At 54.8% G+C, this 17,549-nt stretch carries 20 protein-coding genes; 18 read left to right on the top strand and 2 right to left on the bottom strand.

The annotated features are described in order from the left end of the window. Positions 1–49 precede the first annotated feature (49 nt). A complete protein-coding gene (locus AAEZ03_RS02965; RefSeq protein ID WP_048390732.1) occupies positions 50–535 on the top strand; it encodes a YajQ family cyclic di-GMP-binding protein in 486 nt (161 codons plus the stop codon). Positions 536–746: 211 nt separating this feature from the next. Further along, positions 747–1,589: a mechanosensitive ion channel family protein gene (locus tag AAEZ03_RS02960; RefSeq protein WP_153338262.1), complete on the top strand. Its 843-nt coding sequence runs from the start codon at positions 747–749 to the stop codon at positions 1,587–1,589. 262 nt (positions 1,590–1,851) lie between these two features. On the opposite strand, the gene AAEZ03_RS02955 is transcribed toward AAEZ03_RS02960, so the two are convergent. Next, positions 1,852–3,132, bottom strand: a complete 1,281-nt coding sequence (locus AAEZ03_RS02955; RefSeq protein WP_048370573.1) for an OprD family porin — start codon at positions 3,130–3,132, stop codon at positions 1,852–1,854. 788 nt (positions 3,133–3,920) lie between these two features. Between AAEZ03_RS02955 and AAEZ03_RS02950 the strand changes: the two genes are divergently transcribed. Both AAEZ03_RS02950 and AAEZ03_RS02945 read left to right on the top strand, forming a co-directional pair. Then, positions 3,921–4,352: an HIT family protein gene (locus tag AAEZ03_RS02950; RefSeq protein ID WP_350575893.1), complete on the top strand. Its 432-nt coding sequence runs from the start codon at positions 3,921–3,923 to the stop codon at positions 4,350–4,352. Then, the gene (locus AAEZ03_RS02945; protein ID WP_123749923.1) at positions 4,349–4,555 is read left to right on the top strand and encodes a SlyX family protein; all 207 of its coding nucleotides are present in this window, start codon (positions 4,349–4,351) and stop codon (positions 4,553–4,555) included. Before AAEZ03_RS02950 ends, AAEZ03_RS02945 begins: the two co-directional genes overlap by 4 nt. Positions 4,556–4,622: 67 nt before the next feature. Here the strand turns inward: AAEZ03_RS02945 and AAEZ03_RS02940 are convergent, their stop codons facing one another. Next, positions 4,623–5,225, bottom strand: coding sequence for a cold-shock protein (locus AAEZ03_RS02940; protein ID WP_048370568.1), 603 nt, complete (start codon positions 5,223–5,225; stop codon positions 4,623–4,625). Between the two features lie 817 nt (positions 5,226–6,042). On the opposite strand from AAEZ03_RS02940, the gene AAEZ03_RS02935 reads away from it, so the two are divergent. The 14 genes from AAEZ03_RS02935 (at position 6,043) to ybgF (ending at position 17,542) form a co-directional block, all read left to right on the top strand. Beyond that, positions 6,043–6,405, top strand: coding sequence for a ribbon-helix-helix domain-containing protein (locus tag AAEZ03_RS02935; protein ID WP_123749924.1), 363 nt, complete (start codon positions 6,043–6,045; stop codon positions 6,403–6,405). A 178-nt stretch (positions 6,406–6,583) separates the two neighbouring features. Next, entirely contained in the window at positions 6,584–6,805 is a 222-nt protein-coding gene (locus AAEZ03_RS02930; RefSeq protein ID WP_048370564.1) for an FmdB family zinc ribbon protein, read from the top strand. A gap of 109 nt (positions 6,806–6,914) precedes the next feature. Next, the gene (gene aspS / locus AAEZ03_RS02925) at positions 6,915–8,690 is read left to right on the top strand and encodes an aspartate--tRNA ligase (protein WP_123749925.1); all 1,776 of its coding nucleotides are present in this window, start codon (positions 6,915–6,917) and stop codon (positions 8,688–8,690) included. 119 nt (positions 8,691–8,809) lie between these two features. Next, on the top strand, positions 8,810–9,556 hold the full coding sequence (locus tag AAEZ03_RS02920) for a YebC/PmpR family DNA-binding transcriptional regulator (RefSeq protein ID WP_350575886.1): 747 nt from the start codon (positions 8,810–8,812) through the stop codon (positions 9,554–9,556). Between the two features lie 128 nt (positions 9,557–9,684). Beyond that, on the top strand, positions 9,685–10,209 hold the full coding sequence (gene ruvC / locus AAEZ03_RS02915; protein ID WP_048370560.1) for a crossover junction endodeoxyribonuclease RuvC: 525 nt from the start codon (positions 9,685–9,687) through the stop codon (positions 10,207–10,209). Between the two features lie 110 nt (positions 10,210–10,319). After that, the gene (ruvA, locus tag AAEZ03_RS02910; RefSeq protein WP_048370816.1) at positions 10,320–10,928 is read left to right on the top strand and encodes a Holliday junction branch migration protein RuvA; all 609 of its coding nucleotides are present in this window, start codon (positions 10,320–10,322) and stop codon (positions 10,926–10,928) included. After that, on the top strand, positions 10,929–11,987 hold the full coding sequence (ruvB, locus tag AAEZ03_RS02905) for a Holliday junction branch migration DNA helicase RuvB (protein WP_048370557.1): 1,059 nt from the start codon (positions 10,929–10,931) through the stop codon (positions 11,985–11,987). 138 nt (positions 11,988–12,125) lie between these two features. Continuing rightward, positions 12,126–12,593 (top strand): tol-pal system-associated acyl-CoA thioesterase, encoded by a 468-nt coding sequence (ybgC, locus tag AAEZ03_RS02900; protein WP_048370554.1) that lies wholly within the window; start codon positions 12,126–12,128, stop codon positions 12,591–12,593. Continuing rightward, a complete protein-coding gene (tolQ, locus tag AAEZ03_RS02895) occupies positions 12,583–13,278 on the top strand; it encodes a protein TolQ (RefSeq protein ID WP_278939350.1) in 696 nt (231 codons plus the stop codon). Before ybgC ends, tolQ begins: the two co-directional genes overlap by 11 nt. A 23-nt stretch (positions 13,279–13,301) precedes the next feature. Further along, complete coding sequence (gene tolR / locus AAEZ03_RS02890; protein ID WP_162207691.1) at positions 13,302–13,754, top strand: protein TolR; 453 nt, start codon at positions 13,302–13,304, stop codon at positions 13,752–13,754. Continuing rightward, on the top strand, positions 13,754–14,869 hold the full coding sequence (tolA, locus tag AAEZ03_RS02885; RefSeq protein WP_123749929.1) for a cell envelope integrity protein TolA: 1,116 nt from the start codon (positions 13,754–13,756) through the stop codon (positions 14,867–14,869). Before tolR ends, tolA begins: the two co-directional genes overlap by 1 nt. A gap of 38 nt (positions 14,870–14,907) precedes the next feature. Continuing rightward, on the top strand, positions 14,908–16,167 hold the full coding sequence (gene tolB / locus AAEZ03_RS02880; protein WP_194286902.1) for a Tol-Pal system beta propeller repeat protein TolB: 1,260 nt from the start codon (positions 14,908–14,910) through the stop codon (positions 16,165–16,167). 55 nt (positions 16,168–16,222) lie between these two features. Beyond that, positions 16,223–16,723, top strand: a complete 501-nt coding sequence (gene pal / locus AAEZ03_RS02875; protein WP_048370547.1) for a peptidoglycan-associated lipoprotein Pal — start codon at positions 16,223–16,225, stop codon at positions 16,721–16,723. A 6-nt stretch (positions 16,724–16,729) separates the two neighbouring features. Continuing rightward, positions 16,730–17,542 (top strand): tol-pal system protein YbgF, encoded by an 813-nt coding sequence (gene ybgF / locus AAEZ03_RS02870; protein WP_123749930.1) that lies wholly within the window; start codon positions 16,730–16,732, stop codon positions 17,540–17,542. Positions 17,543–17,549 lie beyond the last annotated feature (7 nt).

Here is a 17,549-nt window from a genome sequence, read left to right as displayed (position 1 = left end):
GCGCGCTCCATCTGTGTTGTGCGCGCCCTTTAAAGAGTGGAGAAATTACATGCCGTCGTTCGACGTGGTATCCGAACTGGACAAACACGAAGTCACCAACGCAGTCGAGAACGCCGTCAAGGAGCTGGACCGTCGTTATGACCTCAAAGGCAAAGGCAGCTTTGAGTTCAAAGAAAAAGACCTCACGGTGAATCTGACCGCCGAGGCGGATTTTCAGCTCGAAGCCATGATTGAGATCCTCAAGCTGGCATTGGTCAAGCGCAAAATCGACGTGCAGTGCCTTGAAGTCAAGGATGCCTATGCATCGGGCAAGCTGATGAAGCAAGAAGCGGTGCTCAAGGAAGGCATTGATAAAGAGTTGGCGAAAAAGATCGTCGCTCACGTCAAAGAGGCCAAGCTGAAGGTGCAGGCAGCCATTCAGGGCGAGCAGGTTCGTATCACCGGCAAGAAGCGTGATGACCTGCAAGAAGCCATTGCTGCCCTGCGTGCGAAGACGTTTGACATGCCGCTGCAGTTCAATAACTTCCGCGACTGATCCCTGCCAGGGAACCTGTGGCGAACATCGGCGTCCGATTTTCCTGGACGCGGCTTAAACGATTGAGCGTGGCCGTTCAATCGTTTGGGTCTGTACGACATGTCTTCGAGTGACGCTCAGGCGCGGCGACGGCCTGTGGCTTCACTGAGCATGGACACATCGGGTACAGAACCTGAATAACGTCACCGGAAATCGGTATTAGGAGAGATAAATGGATCTGAACGCTGAATTTGATCACTTGATCAAGACCTCGCAGGCCTGGATTCCAATGATTATGGAATACGGTAGCCGTGTGCTGCTGGCGCTGGTCACCCTGGCGATAGGATGGTGGTTGATTAACCGCTTGACCGCCAAGCTGGGGCAGTTGCTGGCGTTGCGCAAAGCTGACCTGGCGCTGCAAGGCTTTATCAGCAGCCTGGTCAACATCATTCTCAAGGTGCTGCTGGTCGTCAGCGTTGCCTCGATGATTGGTATCCAGACAACCTCATTTGTGGCCGCTATCGGTGCCGCCGGTCTGGCCATTGGCCTGGCGCTGCAAGGCAGTCTCGCCAACTTTGCAGGCGGGGTACTGATTTTGCTGTTCCGCCCGTTCAAGATCGGTGACTGGATCGAAGCGCAAAGCGTGAGCGGGACCGTCGACAGCATTCAAATCTTCCACACAGTGCTGCGCACCAGTGACAACAAAACCGTTATCGTGCCCAACGGCAACCTGTCCAACGGCATCATCACCAACTACAACCGCCAGCCGACGCGTAAGGTAGTGTTTGATGTGGGTGTCGATTACGAGGCAGATTTGCAGAAGGTGCGTGAGGTCTTGCTGGCCCTGGCTGATGACCCTAGGGTGCTGAAAGAGCCTGCGCCAGCCGTGGTTGTGACCGCTTTGGGCGACAGTGCAATCACCATGTCGCTGCGTGTATGGGTCGATACGCCCAACTACTGGGATGTCTTGTTCATGTTTAACGAACATGCCCGCGACCGTTTAAAAGCGCAGGGTGTTGATATTCCGTTTCCGCAACGTGTCGTTCGCGTTGTGCAGGAAGTGTCTGCGGGCTAATTGTTAATTCGATAGTCAGCTATTTAATAGGCACAAAAATAATTAAGGGGACTTCGGTCCCTTTAATTGTTTCTGGGATGTGTAAGACATATCTGAAGATGGACTCGGAAGTCAGCTTTTAGTGAGTGATAATTGCTTGCATTTATGCTTGTTAGTTAGCTTCCTATATATAAGCGTAATCCGCAGGCAATAAAAACCCCGCACCTGAACAGGTGCGGGGTTTTACTGAACAATGCGGGTAATGACTGCCCGAAGGCGGTTATTACAAGATGTTCAGTGGGTATTCAACGATGATACGAACATCGTTGTTGTCAGTGTTGCCGCTGTCTGCGTGGTAGTTACCGTTGTTGCGGTAAACAGCGCTACGCAGGCGGAAGGACAGGTCTTTGGCCGGGCCTTCTTGCATCACGTATTTGCTTTCGAAGTTGAACTCGTGTTCTTTACCTTCGCCCGTGTCGGTGTTGATGTTGTCGCCTTTAACGTAGCGAGCCATGAAGCTCAGGCCTGGCACGCCATAGGTGGCCATGTTCAGGTCGTAGCGAGCCTGCCATGAACGCTCGTCTCTGCCGTTAAAGTCGGAGTATTGCACGGAGTTGGCGAGGAAAATGGTGCCGCCGCCGTCTACGCCGTAGTAGTAACCGCTGTCACCGGTAGAGCGCTGGTGAGCCAGGGTGAACTTGTGAGCGCCGATGCTGTAGGCCGCTGCCAAGCTCCAGATTTTGTTGTCAACGTTGCCTGCCAGTTCCTGGCCTTGGCTCGAGGTTCTGTAGCCGTTGAAGTCGAAGTTCAGGGCTTGAGAATCATCGATCGGGAAGGTGTAGTTCAGGTTGATGTACTGCTTCTTGAAGTAGTCATCAACGTCCGACGCTGCCAGGCCGCCGACGAAGTTGTCGGTGAACTGATAGGTCGCGCCGGCGATGTTGGCCGCTGGCAGGTGCAGGCTGTCATGGTACATGCCGGTCTGCGAGCTGATGGCGGTGAAGCGACCTGCGCTCAGTTCCAGGCCTTTGATTTCGTGGGAAGTAATCAAAGTACCGGTCGCCACTTCTGGCAGCAAACGGCTGTCATCGGTAGAGAAAACCGGGCTTGCAACGAACTGGTTGCCGTACTTCAGGACGGTGTCGGACAGGCGGAATTTGATAGCGCCGCCAGCCTTGGATTGAGTGTCTTCTGGCGAACCGTCGCTCTTGGAAGCGAACAGGCCGTTGCCTTGACGACCAGCACCGCCGTCCAGGCGCAGGGTGCCCATGGCGAATGCATCAACACCGACACCGATGGTGCCTTGGGTGAAGCCCGAAGAGTAGTTGAGCAGTTCGCTCAGGCCCCAATCTTCACGGTAACCGCTTTTGTAGCCGCCACCTGGTTTGGCAATGTTGCCAGCGCCATTTTTGAAGTCACGGTTCATGTACAACATGCGAGTTTTGGAAGTCAGCGTGCTGTCTTCAATAAAACCTTTGGAATCGTCCTGGGACGAAGCCATTGCGAACTGTGTAGTTCCGGCTGAAACAGCCAGGGCGATCATGCTCCACTTCATCACGCGCATCGTGATTTGCTCCTTTGGTTTTAGGAAGAGTACTGCCGTCCCACCTGAATTATTATCTGGGCGGCTCTTTCTTTTTGTGTCGGCGCAAACTTATATCACGCCGACCCTATTGGCTATAGTTGCCTTCAAAAGCTTTCAGCTTCTTTACAGCTAAGTCACGAAATACACTCTACATGTCGCTCTTTGGCAGCTATGTGTCGTGCCTCGCAGGTTGCTCAAGCTGTTTTTCTGAACGGGACAGCCAAATAGTCTGCTGACCCCTTATTCAAGCTCCCCTTTTTGACGGCTCAACTTTTTGTTATTTATCGTCGAGTCGCAGCTCCCCTGCCGCGCCTCTGTCGACCTGTACTGTGTATATGCAACAAGCATGCTCAAGTCAGGTTTTGAGCATGAAAAAAAATTATCTGGCTTTTGTCGGGCTGACAGGCCCGGTTTAGCGAGGTTGAGGTTAGCGCTGGCCTGCTTTGAAGGGCGCGTTGCATGCACCCGGAGGCGGCGTTGCAGCCCCAAAGATGTGCAAAATGTTACCGCTTCACCCCGGTGTGGGTAGCAGGTGACGTTTAGGTGCACTAAAACCACTCGGTCTGTGCCGTTTTGGTGCGTGAGAGTCTGGAGAATGCTTGGGCCAGGGACAGCGCCCGTCGGCCATCAGCTTGCGTCCCGGGACGAGGGCGGTGTGATGCTGAAGGCAATCAAGGGTATCCTGCACATCTGACGCTCGCAGGGCAGGCGGGTCTGGCCCGGCCTTGAGTGGAGCTTAATTTATTTGTTAAACAGGAGAGCACCCCGTGTTCATTTTGGATACACGCCTTCAAGAGGATACCTGGCTGATTGGGGATTTCCCTTTGTGCCGCTTGTTGCTTTCCAATGACTCGAATTACCCCTGGTTCATTTTGGTGCCGCGCCGCGAGGGTATCAGTGAGCTGTTTCAATTGGATGACGTTGATCAGCAATTGATGTGGGCTGAAACCACTGCGCTGGCTGGCGTGCTTAAAGAGCTTTTCACCGCTGACAAAATGAACGTGGCCACATTGGGTAACGTGGTCAGCCAGTTACACATGCATGTGATTGCCCGGTACGCGTCGGATGCGGCCTGGCCAGGCCCGGTATGGGGCAAGCACCCTGCCAAACCTTACAGTGAGGCTGATGTGCAAGTGATCCGGGACAAGCTTAAAACGGTCCTGGACGCTGATTTCACGTTTGTGGAGGGTAAGCAGTGAGCCTTGAAGAGCGAGTGATGGATCTGGAGAGCCGTCTGGCGTTTCAGGACGACACCATTCAGGCATTGAATGATGTGCTGGTGTCGCAGCAGAACGCAGTTGATCGACTGCAACTGCAGATAGCCGCCTTGCTCAAGCGCCAGGAAGAAATGGGCGGGCAATTCGAGGCGTTTGAGGATGAGGCGCCGCCACCGCACTACTGAGTGTTCAGCAGGCATAAAAAAACCGCGAAGCAGCCAGGCTGCTCGCGGTTTTTTTTTCAGGCTGAAATCAGCGGCGCGGTAACGCTGCGATCACATCTTCAGCTTGCAGGCCTTTGTCACGGTTCATCACCGAGAACTCAACACGTTGCCCTTCCACCAATACACGGTGGCCTTCGCCACGGATGGCGCGGAAGTGGACAAAAATGTCATCGCCGGAATCTCGGGAAATAAAACCGAAACCCTTGGAGGTGTTGAACCACTTTACAGTGCCAGTATCGCGGTTGGTCATGTCGTAGGTTTGTGCAGTGGACGAAGGTGACGATTTGTAGAAGCTCACGATCAAGTGCAGGGCTACAGCAATCACGGCAGGTACCAGGCTGATCAAGATCGCTGGTTGGTCGCCGATCGGCAGCAGCAGGCCGAACAGGGTGAGGGTTTGCAGGACAACAGAGAGCACCAGCAAGGCGCTGACCAGGTTTTGCAGTTGATGGCGTGGGCCTTTATTCCAGTATGGAATGACTGGCGCCAGTGCCAGGTTAAGCAGGCCAAGAAAAGCCAGGTAAAGAGCATCAGCGTGTTGGAGGTAAGGGACAGCATCGGATTGCAGGCTGGGAATGAAGGACAGCAGCAAAGCAGCTGCGCCCGTTAGTAGGTGAACGATTTTCAACATTTCAATTAACTCACGTTAAGACGGATCGCAAGGAAGAGCTGATAGCGCGCGGTTCGCTTCTGAAAAAAATGGAGGCGCTGGACACGCACGTGATATCAGCCTATGCACCGTCGCCAGAGGCTTGGCGAAGGCGACACGCTGCCTATTTAACAGCAAAGCTTGGGCCTTCTCAAATTAAGCGTATTGAGATGTCGAGCGCACTGTTTGAGCGAGAAGGCCCGAAAAATGCGTACTTATGGCGAAGGCCTTGTTCTAGAGCGCTGTAGTCCATTTCGTTGTGTCGTGTTGGAACGCGTCCAACTTAAAATTGGAGGCAAATATCCGAGAGCCAATGACCGTTGGTCGTTTTTTTTAAGGATCGATAAAGTATTGAACGTGGCTTATGACGTGTAGGTTATCTGTAATAAGGGTGTGCGTTGTTAATGGGTTGTTATTAATGAGTAGGTTAAGTTCCTATAAAGGATTGCGAAGGGGGTCTGGTTGCGGTTTTTAACTATCGATGAGTAGAAGTGATAGTTGGCATGTATCGTCGTTGTGCTGTCCTTTTTTGTTGTGAAGTCAAAGTGTCTGAATGTGTGGGTATGCAAGATTGCGAGGGGTCTGTGTGTGTTCGCTTGACTGGGGGCTGCGGCGTAGAGGCTTGATTTGAACGGCGTTCAGCAAGGGGGGCTGATTCAGGGTGGTTGCCGAGAGTGCTCCTACAGAGATGCGGGTTAAGTCTGCTGGATAGGAAGTTTTGCATAATGTTTTATGAGGGTGTGCTTATGGTGAATCACTAATAATTATTTCTCAGGCGTTGTGATGGAGGTTTATATATATGGGGCGTTTAATACGACAAGCAGGTGGTGGGGGGCGCTTATTGCAGAGGGCTAGAATTGATCCGGTGATTCTGGACTTCGGTATGGGGTCGGCTCAGCCACTGTCTAAGTCTGTCAGGTTAAATGGTTTTGCGACCTGCTTGCGACTAGAAGAGATTTACTGGGAAGTGCTGTCAGATATTTCTCAGTGTAACCATTGCTCAATCAATGCATTGCTGTCGTATATCGATAGAGAGATTCATTTGCGTCACGGTGGTGTGAAGAATTTCAGCGGCCTGATTCGAGTGGTTTGTGTGATGCACCTGATGAAGGGTGGTCGCTCTGCCCGGGGAGTGCTGCCAGAACAGATATGGGTAGGGTGATGTGCGGTGTTGGGCGTCATTAAGTGTTCAGTGGCTTGCAATCTTTCAATATTCAGGCTTTCTTTGAGGTGTTAAGGCTGCTCATGCGGCTGCATTGGCTCGATTTACCAGATATAATCTCGCGCTTTGCTGTGTGGCCCCTGACGGGTTGCCGCTAACGGATTGTCGAGACACGCCAATGCCCATGTACGATTACCAATGTGCTTCCTGTGGTCATCAGCTGGAAGCCATCCAAAAGATCAGTGACTCGCCACTGGTTGATTGTCCTGCCTGCCAGGCGCCTGAGCTAAAGAAACTGCTGTCCATGCCTGGCTTTCGCCTAAGCGGAACAGGCTGGTATGAAACAGACTTCAAGACGGGCGCGAAAAAGAATCTGGCAGGCGGCGACAAGTCCGACTGAGGTTGAGCGAAAGCCCTCTGAACACAAGCGGGATCTTGCAGTCACACCAGCACCGATGGTGCGCAAGACCTCCACCGAATGACGAATTACGAGAAGTGAAACCACTACCATGATGCGCAGCCATTATTGCGGCCAACTGAACGAAAGCCTGGAAGGCCAGGAAATTACCCTTTGCGGATGGGTTCATCGTCGCCGTGACCACGGTGGGGTGATTTTCCTCGATATCCGTGATCGTGATGGTCTGGCGCAGGTTGTGTTCGATCCGGATCGTGCTGAGACCTTCGCTGCTGCCGACCGCGTGCGCAGCGAGTACGTTGTCAAGGTGACCGGCAAGGTTCGCCTGCGTCCGGCCGGTGCCGTGAACGCCAACATGGCCTCGGGCATGATTGAAGTACTGGGTTACGAGCTGGAAGTCCTGAACGAAGCTGAGACTCCGCCGTTCCCATTGAACGAATTCTCTGACGTTGGCGAAGAAACCCGCCTGCGTTACCGCTTTATCGACCTGCGTCGCCCGGAGATGCTCGAAAAGCTGCGCCTGCGTTCGCGCATGACCACCAGCATTCGTCGCTATCTGGACGAAAACGGCTTCCTGGACGTTGAAACACCGATCCTGACCCGTGCCACCCCTGAAGGTGCGCGTGACTACCTGGTGCCAAGCCGTACCCACGCCGGTTCTTTCTTCGCCTTGCCGCAGTCGCCGCAACTGTTCAAACAGTTGCTGATGGTGGCCGGTTTCGACCGTTACTATCAGATCGCCAAGTGCTTCCGTGACGAAGACCTGCGTGCCGACCGTCAGCCTGAGTTCACTCAGATCGACATCGAGACCAGCTTCCTCGACGAAAAAGACATCATGGGCCTGACCGAAGGCATGATCCGCAACCTGTTCAAGGAAGTGCTGGATCTGGAGTTCGGTGAGTTCCCGCACATGACCTTCGAAGAGGCCATGCGTCGCTACGGTTCCGACAAACCGGACCTGCGTAACCCGCTGGAACTGGTTGACGTTGCCGACCAGCTCAAAGAAGTGGACTTCAAGGTGTTCAGCGGCCCGGCCAACGACCCTAAATGCCGTATTGCCGCCCTGCGTGTGCCGGGTGCTGCGAGCATGCCGCGCAAGCAAATCGACGACTACACCAAGTTCGTTGGCATCTACGGTGCCAAAGGCCTGGCGTACATCAAGGTCAACGAGCGCGCCAAAGGTGTTGAAGGTCTGCAATCGCCGATCGTCAAAAACATCCCTGAAGCCAACCTCAATGTGATCCTGGATCGCGTTGGCGCAGTCGATGGCGACATTGTGTTCTTCGGCGCCGACAAGGCCAAGATCGTCAGCGAAGCACTGGGCGCACTGCGGATCAAGGTCGGTAACGACCTGAACCTGCTGACCTGCGAGTGGGCGCCAATGTGGGTTGTCGACTTCCCGATGTTCGAAGAGAACGACGATGGCAGCTTCAGCGCCTTGCACCACCCGTTCACCGCACCAAAATGCTCGCCAGAAGAGCTGGAAGCCAACCCGGCTACCGCTTTGTCCCGCGCATACGACATGGTGCTGAACGGTACTGAGTTGGGTGGCGGTTCGATCCGTATCCATCGCAAAGAGATGCAGCAAGCGGTGTTCCGGCTGTTGGGCATTGATGAAGCAGAGCAAGAAGAGAAGTTCGGCTTCCTGCTCGACGCCCTGAAGTACGGCGCACCGCCGCACGGTGGCTTGGCATTCGGTCTTGACCGTCTGGTGATGCTGATGACTGGTGCTCAGTCGATTCGTGAAGTGATTGCCTTCCCGAAAACCCAGAGCGCTGCCTGTGTCATGACTCAGGCGCCAGGTCTGGTAGATGCCAAAGCGTTGCGCGAGCTGCACATTCGTTTGCGCGAACAGCCTAAGGCGGAGTAAGTCTGACCTTCAAAGGCGCATCTTCGGATGCGCCTTTGTCATTGGGTCGAGCATTTTTATTGCGGGGTCACGGCATGTGCTGAGGCCGGCAAGGTTTCATCAAGGATTCGGAGTGGGTTATGGCAGGTCATTCTAAGTGGGCGAACATCAAGCACCGCAAAGAGCGTCAGGATGCCAAAAAAGGCAAGATTTTCACCAAGTGGATTCGTGAGCTGACCGTTGCTGCCCGTCAGGGCGGTGGCGAGCCAGGTTCGAACCCGCGTTTGCGTCTGGCATTGGACAAGGCGCTGGGCGCGAACATGAGCCGCGACATCATTGATCGGGCTATTGCGCGGGGGGCTGGCGCAGCTGACACCGACGATATGGTCGAGCTGAGCTACGAAGGCTACGGCCCGGGTGGCGTGGCGGTGATGGTCGAATGCATGACCGACAACCGTAACCGTACCGCGGCAGCGGTGCGTCATGCGTTCAGCAAGTGCGGTGGCAACTTGGGCACGGATGGCTCGGTAGCCTATCTGTTTGAGCGCAAGGGGCAGATTTCCTTTGCGGCGGGCGTTGATGAAGATGCCTTGATAGAAGCTGCGATGGAGGCCGATGCCGATGACGTGGTGACCAACAGCGATGGCTCCATCGATGTCTTCACCTCGTTTTCGAGCTTTTACGCGGTTCGTAACGCCTTGGAAGCGGCGGGTTTTGCCCCGGCTGATGCAGAAATCGTGATGCTGCCTACCACCAGTGCCGAGCTGGATCTGGAAGGTGCTGAAAAAGTGCTCAAGCTGATCGACATGCTCGAAGACCTGGATGACGTGCAAAACGTCTACTCCAACGCTGAAATCCCGGATGCGGTGCTGGAACAGCTCGCCTGACCTGAACCCGTCTAACAGAGGCCGGAGGTGCAACGCCGCGATGATCGCGGCGCTGTGCACCTCCGGCTTCTGCCTTTAAGCTGTCCGGGTATGTGCCGGTGGGCGTCACTTCATAAGCTGCAGGCGTTATGACTCTTATTCTTGGTATTGACCCGGGTTCGCGAATCACCGGCTATGGCGTAGTGCAAGACACTGGGCGTGGCTGTGTCTACGTGGCCTCGGGGTGTATTCGCACGGGCGGCGGCGAACTGCATGAGCGTTTGCAGATCGTCTATCGCGGGGTGCGTGAGGTTATTCAGACCTACGGCCCGGTCACCATGGGCATTGAAAAAGTCTTTATGGCTCGCAATGCCGACTCAGCCTTGAAGCTGGGGCAGGCCAGAGGTGCTGCAATTGTCGCGGGCGCCGAAGAGAGCCTGGAAATTGCCGAATATTCTGCAACACAAATTAAGCAGGCCGTGGCGGGGACGGGCGGAGCGAATAAAGAGCAGGTGATGATGATGGTCATGCACTTGCTCAAGCTCACCACCAAGCCGCAGGTCGATGCCTCTGATGCGCTGGCGATAGCTTTGTGCCATGCGCACACCCGTTCCAGCCTGTTGCCTCATGGTTTGGGGGCGGCGCGCCGCCGTGGCGGGCGTTTGCGCCTCTGAAAAGGGGCTTGTAGCCTGATTAAACTTGCTAACAGGGCTGCACCTGCAATGATGCGGCTCTGTTGTTCTACTTGTCAGCCATTGATCTGGCCAGAGAAAAGGATCTGAACGTGATTGGACGCTTGCGTGGCACTCTGGCTGAAAAACAGCCGCCGCACTTGATTCTCGATGTAAACGGCTTGGGCTATGAGGTCGAAGTACCCATGACCACGCTGTATCGTTTGCCTTCTATTGGTGAGCCGCTGACCCTGCACACGCACTTGGTGGTTCGCGAAGACGCGCAGTTGCTCTATGGTTTCAGTGGTAAGCGTGAGCGTGACTTCTTTCGTGAGCTGATCCGCCTGAATGGCGTCGGTCCCAAACTCGCGCTGGCCTTGATGTCCAGTTTGGAGGTTGATGAGTTGGTGCGTTGCGTGCAGGCTCAGGACACCTCGGCCTTGACCAAGGTGCCGGGAGTCGGCAAAAAAACAGCCGAACGGTTACTGGTTGAACTCAAGGACCGTTTCAAGGCCTGGGAGCAGGTGCCGAGCATGTTTGCGTTGGTACCTAATCAGCCGGATGCACCAGTACCGGTGGCCAGTGCCGAGAGCGATGCGGTCAGCGCCTTGATCTCGCTGGGGTATAAGCCTCAGGAGGCGAGCAAGGCAGTGTCGGCCATCAAAGACAAAACGTTGAGCAGTGAAGACATGATTCGCCGTGCCCTTAAGGGAATGATTTAAGTGATTGAAGCTGATCGTTTGATAACCGCCTCGAGTGGGCGCGACCGGGAAGACGTGCAGGATCGTGCGATCCGCCCTTTGAGCCTGGGGGATTACATTGGTCAGCCGGCTGTGCGTGAGCAGATGGAGCTGTTTATTCAAGCGGCTCGCGGACGCGCAGAATCGCTGGACCATACGCTGATCTTTGGCCCGCCCGGTTTGGGCAAAACCACGCTGGCCAACATCATTGCCCAGGAAATGGGCGTGTCGATCAAGAGCACGTCGGGCCCTGTGCTTGAACGGCCCGGTGATCTGGCTGCGTTGCTGACCAATCTTGAGCCCCATGACGTGCTGTTTATCGATGAAATTCATCGACTGTCGCCGATTGTGGAAGAGGTCTTGTACCCGGCCATGGAAGACTTCCAGCTCGACATCATGATCGGTGAGGGGCCGGCTGCGCGCTCGATCAAACTGGATTTGCCGCCCTTTACCCTGGTGGGCGCGACGACCCGTGCCGGGATGCTGACCAACCCATTGCGCGATCGTTTCGGGATTGTTCAGCGTCTTGAGTTTTATAGTACGGATGACCTGGCAACGATCGTCAGCCGTTCGGCCAGCATTTTTGGTTTACCGCTTGATCCGGAAGGCGCCTATGAAATCGCTCGTCGGGCGCGAGGTACGCCGCGTATTGCCAATCGTCTGCTGCGCCGGGTGCGTGATTTTGCCGAAGTGCGCGCCAAGGGGCACATCACCAAGGCGGTAGCAGACCTGGCGCTCAATCTGTTGGACGTGGATGAACATGGTTTCGATCATCAGGACCGGCGTTTGCTGCTGACCATGATCGAGAAGTTCGATGGTGGGCCGGTGGGTATCGATAACCTTGCCGCCGCCATCAGCGAAGAGCGTCACACCATTGAGGATGTGCTGGAGCCGTACCTGATTCAGCAGGGCTACATCATGCGTACGCCTCGGGGTCGAGTGGTGACGCGACATGCTTATTTACACTTTGGTCTGAACATTCCGTCACGACTGGGCGAAACCCCCGCCGTGGATGGTTTTTTGAACGCTGTGGATGATTAATTAAGCGATCCGCAGCTGATTTTTTTGCGCTTTTTGCTGTCTCAAGGGCTGGCGCTAAAAAACTTGGGTATTAAAGTCTAAGAAGCGTAAAAAACAGTGGTTTGGCGGATTGGCAACCTGAGGAGTAAGCACTAGAGTATGCGCGCGCAAAACAGGCTTGAGCCGTTCGCACATCGCTGTCGCGTTTATTACGAAGACACCGATGCGGGTGGCGTCGTGTATTACGTAAATTATCTTAAGTTTATGGAGCGGGCTCGAACCGAAAGGCTGCGGGAGCTGGGCTTTGCCCAATCCGCGCTGGCAGGCGAGAACCTGTTATTTGTCGTGCATTCCAGCGAGGCGCGTTACCACGCACCGGCGCGACTGGACGACGAACTGTTGATCAGCGCTCAAGTAACAGAACTCAACCGTGCCAGCCTGCGTTTCAAGCAGCAGGTTTGGCGGGCTGCGGATACAACCTTGCTTTGTGAAGGGCAATTTTTGGTGGCCTGTGTGCGCGCCGATAGTTTTAAACCCCGGGCCATTCCCGAAGCTTTACGTACGGCCTTTGCCGACGTAAGCGGCGCGGGTAAACATTTAGAGCAGGAGATAAAGCGTGGAAGCTAACGTCGTCGACCATTCCTCCATGTGGAGTTTGGTCAGCAATGCCAGCATTGTAGTGCAGTTGGTAATGTTGACCTTGCTGGCTGCATCGGTTACCTCGTGGATTATGATTTTTCAGCGCAGCACCATGCTGCGTGCCGGTCGACGTGCCCTGGACAGCTTTGAGGAGCGTTTCTGGTCGGGCATCGATTTGTCAAAACTGTATCGTCAGGCGGGCAGCAACCCGGACCCTGATTCTGGCGTTGAACAAATCTTCCGCGCCGGTTTCAAAGAGTTCTCGCGTCTGCGTCAACAGCCGGGCGTTGACCCGGAAGCGGTCATGGAAGGCGTTGCGCGTGCCATGCGTGTAGCGATTTCGCGCGAAGAAGAAAAACTGGAGCAAAGCCTGCCGTTCCTGGCAACCGTTGGTTCGGTCAGCCCGTACATCGGTCTGTTCGGTACCGTGTGGGGCATCATGAACTCCTTCCGTGGTCTGGCGACTGCTCAGCAAGCCACCCTGGCAACCGTTGCTCCGGGTATTGCTGAAGCATTGGTGGCAACCGCGATTGGTCTGTTTGCTGCCATCCCGGCCGTTATTGCTTACAACCGCTTTGCTGCACGTAGCGAAACGCTGATTGGCCGCTACTACACCTTCGCCGATGAATTCCAGGCGATCCTGCACCGTAAAGTGCACACCAGCGAAGAATAAGCAGGTAATTCCCAATGGCTTTAATCGCTCGAGCTCGCAAGAAGCGCAAGCCGGTTGCCGAAATGAACGTAGTGCCATACATCGACGTGATGCTGGTGCTGCTGGTGATTTTCATGGTGACTGCACCGATGCTCAACCAGGGTGTGAAAGTTGATTTGCCCAAGGTCTCCAGCGAGGCCTTGCCGCAAGACAACAACACTCAGGTTCTGACAATTTCGATCAAGGCTGACAAGACCTATTACTGGAACCTTGGCAGTGAAGTTGACACCGATAAACAAATGGACAAGGCGATGACCTTGCCTCAGATGACTGACGCGGTGACCAAGATCATTCGCGCGGGCAACGAGGGTGGCAAGCAGACCCAGGTCTTTATTCGCGGTGACAAAACCGTGGATTACGGCGCTGTAATGGGTGCCATGGGTGGCCTGCAAAAAGCTGGGGTCGGTAACGTTGGCTTGATTACCGAGGCTCCCTGATGCGCGACCAGCGGGAGCCGTCCGCCTCTGAAAATTATTTTTGGCCTACCGTCTGGGCTGTAGGGCTGCACGTCCTGATTTTCGGCATGCTGTTCGCCAGCTTTGCCATGACGCCAGAATTGCCGCCCGCAAAACCCATTGTTCAAGCTACTTTGTATCAACTGAAGTCAAAAAGTCAGGCGACGACTCAAACCAATCAGAAGATTGCGGGTGAAGCGAAGAAATCGGCTGCGCGTCAGACTGAAGTCGAGCAGATGGAACAAAAGAAGGTTGAGCAGGAAGCTGTAAAAGCCGCGGAACAAAAGAAACAAGAGGTTGCCGAGAAGGCAGCTGAAGCGAAGAAAGCTGACGAAGCCAAAAAAGCGGATGAGGCCAAGAAGGCGGACGAGGCTAAAAAAGCCGACGAAGCCAAAAAGGCCGATGACGCGAAGAAAGCCGACGATGCCAAAAAGGCCACGGACGCTAAAAAGGCTGAAGAGAAAAAGCTGGCTGATATCGCTAAAAAGAAAGCAGACGACGAGGCTAAAAAAGCCGCGGAAGAAGAGGCCAAGAAACAGGCCGCTGAAGACGCTAAGAAGAAAGCCGCTGAGGATGCCAAGAAAAAAGCGGCTGAGGACGCCAAGAAAAAGGCCGCCGCAGACGACGCGAAGAAGAAAGCTGCTGAAGATGCCAAGAAGAAAGCCACTGCTGAAGCGGCCAAGAAAAAGGCTGTAGAAGCAGCGCGTAAATCTGCCGAAGAGAAAAAGGCCCAGGCCTTGGCGGATTTGCTTTCTGATACGCCGCAACGCCAGCAAGCGTTGGCAGACGAGCAGGGTGATGAGGTCGCCGGTAACTTTGATGACCTGATTCGCTCTCGCGCTGCAGAAGGTTGGGCGCGTCCACCTTCGGCCCGTAAGAACATGAAGGTTGTGCTGCAAATTGGCATGTTGCCAGATGGCACGGTAACGTCAGTGACAGTTGCCAAGTCCAGTGGTGATGGTCCGTTTGACAGTTCGGCTGTGGCAGCGGTCAAAAACATTGGCCGTTTAACGGAAATGCAAGGCTTGAAGCCTAGCGATTTTAATCCTTACCGATCATTCAAGATGACATTCACACCTGAGGATCTAGCCTTGTGATTAAATTTTTTCGAGGACTGCTCGTCATCGTCTGCTGCATGGCAGGAATGGCTGTAGCTGAAGAAAAGAACATCCTGGTTACCAGCGGTAGCGACCGGGCAACACCTATTGCAGTCGTGCCGTTCGGCTGGCAGGGCGGTACCGTCTTGCCTGACGACATCGCTGAAATTGTGGGTAACGACCTGCGTAACTCGGGTTACTACTCACCGATTCCAAAGCAGAACATGATCAGCCAGCCGACCCAGGCCAGCGAAGTCATCTTCCGTGACTGGAAGGCGCTGGGCGCACAGTACGTGATGGTCGGCAATATCGTGCCAGCGGGCGGTCGCCTGCAGGTGCAATATGCCTTGTTCAACGTGTCGACCGAGCAGCCGGTGTTGACAGGCAGCGTGTCGGGCACCACTGAGCAACTGCGCGATATGGCGCACTATATTTCTGACCAGTCGTTTGAAAAACTGACCGGCATCAGAGGTGCATTTTCGACCCGTCTGCTCTACGTGACGGCCGAGCGTGCCAGTGTCAACAACACCCGCTACACCCTGCAGCGCTCCGACTACGATGGCGCGCGTGCGGTGACCCTGCTGCAATCGCGCGAGCCGATCCTGTCGCCACGCTTTGCACCGGATGGCAAGCGCATCGCTTATGTATCGTTCGAGCAGAAGCGTCCGCGCATCTTCGTTCAGAACATCGATACCGGCCATCGTGAGCAGGTCACCAACTTTGAAGGCCTGAACGGTGCACCAGCCTGGTCGCCAGATGGTTCGAAGCTGGCGTTTGTACTGTCTAAAGACGGCAACCCGGACATCTACGTGATGAACATGGCCTCGCGCCAGATCACCCGCGTGACCAACGGTCCTGGCATCAATACCGAGCCGTTCTGGGGCAAGGATGGTTCAACCATCTACTTCACATCTGACCGTGGCGGCAAGCCACAAGTCTACAAAACCACGATTGGCAGCGGTGCAGCGCAGCGTGTGACCTTTATCGGTAACTACAACGCCAACCCTAAGCTGTCGGCGGATGAAAAGACCTTGGTCATGATTCACCGTCAGGACGGATTTACCAATTTCCGTGTTGCGGCTCAAGATTTGGAAAGAGGAAGTGTAAAAATCCTCACAGACACTAACCTTGATGAGTCAGCTACTGTTGCGCCCAACGGCACCATGGTAATCTACGCCACCCGCCAGCAGGGCCGGGGAGTCTTGATGCTCGTGTCCATCAATGGACGCGTAAGGCTCCCTCTTCCTACCGCTCAAGGCGAAGTCAGAGAACCTTCCTGGTCCCCTTACCTGAACTGACGTGGTGATAGATTCAAGTTGCAAATAACACTTGGGGTTCATTAGGAGTTTTACGATGGAAATGCTGAAGTTTGGTAAATTCGCTGCGCTGGCACTGGCCATGGCTGTAGCTGTAGGTTGCTCGTCCAAAGGCGGCGACAATGCCGGTGAAGGCGCTGCTGTTGATCCAAACGCTGGTTACGGCGCAAACACAGGCGCTGTTGATGGCTCCCTGAGCGAAGAAGCTGCTCTGCGTGCCATTACTGTTTTCTACTTCGAATATGATTCTTCGGACCTGAAACCAGAAGCAATGCGCGCTCTGGACGTTCACGCTAAAGACCTGAAAGCTAGCGGCGCTCGCGTCGTTCTGGAAGGTAACACTGACGCCCGTGGTACTCGTGAGTACAACATGGCACTGGGCGAGCGTCGTGCGAAAGCCGTTCAACGCTACCTGGTACTGCAAGGTGTTTCTCCAGCACAACTGGAGCTGGTGTCCTACGGTAAAGAGCGTCCAGTTGCTACTGGCAACGACGAACAGTCGTGGGCTCAGAACCGTCGCGTCGAACTGCGTAAGTAATTCGTCATGCGAACGTGCCGCCGTGCTGTAACTATTCTGACTCTCAGCCTCATGCCGCTAGCGGCATGGGCTGCGGTTCCTGTGGTCGATGACAACTCTGGCAATAGCGGGGGGAGTTATCCGTCACCGGGTTATGGTGCGAGCGGCGCCTATGCCGGGGGAGGGGTTTCGACCCCTGTCTCGGCACAGGGCGAGCTGTTCAACCAACTGCAACAAATGCAGGATCAGATCTCACGCCAACAGGGTGTGATCGAAGTTTTGCAAAATGATATCTCACGCATGAAGCAAGAAAGCCTGGAGCGATACCAGGAACTTGATCGGCGTATTGGTACGGGCGCTCCTGTAGCTGCCGCACCTGATAATTCTGCTGCCGGTGGTGCTGCTGCCGCCGGTAATACTGCAGCGCCTGCACCTCAGGCTGCTGCTAGCTCGGAACCGGGTGATCCAGCGAAAGAAAAGCTCTACTACGATGCTGCTTTCGACTTGATCAAAGCCAAGGATTTCGACAAAGCCAGTCAAGCCTTTGCGGCCTTTCTGCGCAAATACCCAAACAGCCAGTACGCGGGCAATGCCCAGTACTGGTTGGGTGAAGTGAGCTTGGCCAAAGGCGACCTGCAAGGTGCTGGTCAGGCCTTCGCCAAAGTGAGCCAGCTATATCCCAAGCACGCCAAAGTGCCGGATTCGCTCTACAAGCTGGCTGACGTAGAGCGCCGTCTGGGCCATACCGACAAAGTAAAAGGCATCTTGCAACAGGTTGTTGCACAGTATCCTGGCACCTCGGCGGCACAGTTGGCCCAGCGCGATTTGCAGCGTATGTAAGCCATAC

Origin of the sequence: Pseudomonas sp. HY2-MNA-CIBAN-0224 (assembly GCF_040310285.1) — a bacterium.
Lineage (GTDB): Bacteria > Pseudomonadota > Gammaproteobacteria > Pseudomonadales > Pseudomonadaceae > Aquipseudomonas > Aquipseudomonas helleri.
Note: the sequence above shows the minus strand (reverse complement) of the source record. Positions and strands in the feature narration are given on the sequence as shown.

What these genes read in the sequence shown, in the direction of transcription:
- AAEZ03_RS02920 (WP_350575886.1), top strand. Translation starts at nt 8,810, where the DNA reads ATGGCAGGTCATTCTAAGTGGGCGAACATCAAGCACCGCAAAGAGCGT.
- pal (WP_048370547.1), top strand. Translation starts at nt 16,223, where the DNA reads ATGGAAATGCTGAAGTTTGGTAAATTCGCTGCGCTGGCACTGGCCATG.
- AAEZ03_RS02965 (WP_048390732.1), top strand. Translation starts at nt 50, where the DNA reads ATGCCGTCGTTCGACGTGGTATCCGAACTGGACAAACACGAAGTCACC.
- AAEZ03_RS02935 (WP_123749924.1), top strand. Translation starts at nt 6,043, where the DNA reads ATGGGGCGTTTAATACGACAAGCAGGTGGTGGGGGGCGCTTATTGCAG.
- AAEZ03_RS02940 (WP_048370568.1), bottom strand. Translation starts at nt 5,225, where the DNA reads ATGTTGAAAATCGTTCACCTACTAACGGGCGCAGCTGCTTTGCTGCTG.
- aspS (WP_123749925.1), top strand. Translation starts at nt 6,915, where the DNA reads ATGATGCGCAGCCATTATTGCGGCCAACTGAACGAAAGCCTGGAAGGC.
- ybgF (WP_123749930.1), top strand. Translation starts at nt 16,730, where the DNA reads ATGCGAACGTGCCGCCGTGCTGTAACTATTCTGACTCTCAGCCTCATG.
- AAEZ03_RS02930 (WP_048370564.1), top strand. Translation starts at nt 6,584, where the DNA reads ATGCCCATGTACGATTACCAATGTGCTTCCTGTGGTCATCAGCTGGAA.
- ybgC (WP_048370554.1), top strand. Translation starts at nt 12,126, where the DNA reads ATGCGCGCGCAAAACAGGCTTGAGCCGTTCGCACATCGCTGTCGCGTT.
- tolA (WP_123749929.1), top strand. Translation starts at nt 13,754, where the DNA reads ATGCGCGACCAGCGGGAGCCGTCCGCCTCTGAAAATTATTTTTGGCCT.
- AAEZ03_RS02960 (WP_153338262.1), top strand. Translation starts at nt 747, where the DNA reads ATGGATCTGAACGCTGAATTTGATCACTTGATCAAGACCTCGCAGGCC.
- AAEZ03_RS02955 (WP_048370573.1), bottom strand. Translation starts at nt 3,132, where the DNA reads ATGCGCGTGATGAAGTGGAGCATGATCGCCCTGGCTGTTTCAGCCGGA.
- ruvC (WP_048370560.1), top strand. Translation starts at nt 9,685, where the DNA reads ATGACTCTTATTCTTGGTATTGACCCGGGTTCGCGAATCACCGGCTAT.
- tolB (WP_194286902.1), top strand. Translation starts at nt 14,908, where the DNA reads ATGGCAGGAATGGCTGTAGCTGAAGAAAAGAACATCCTGGTTACCAGC.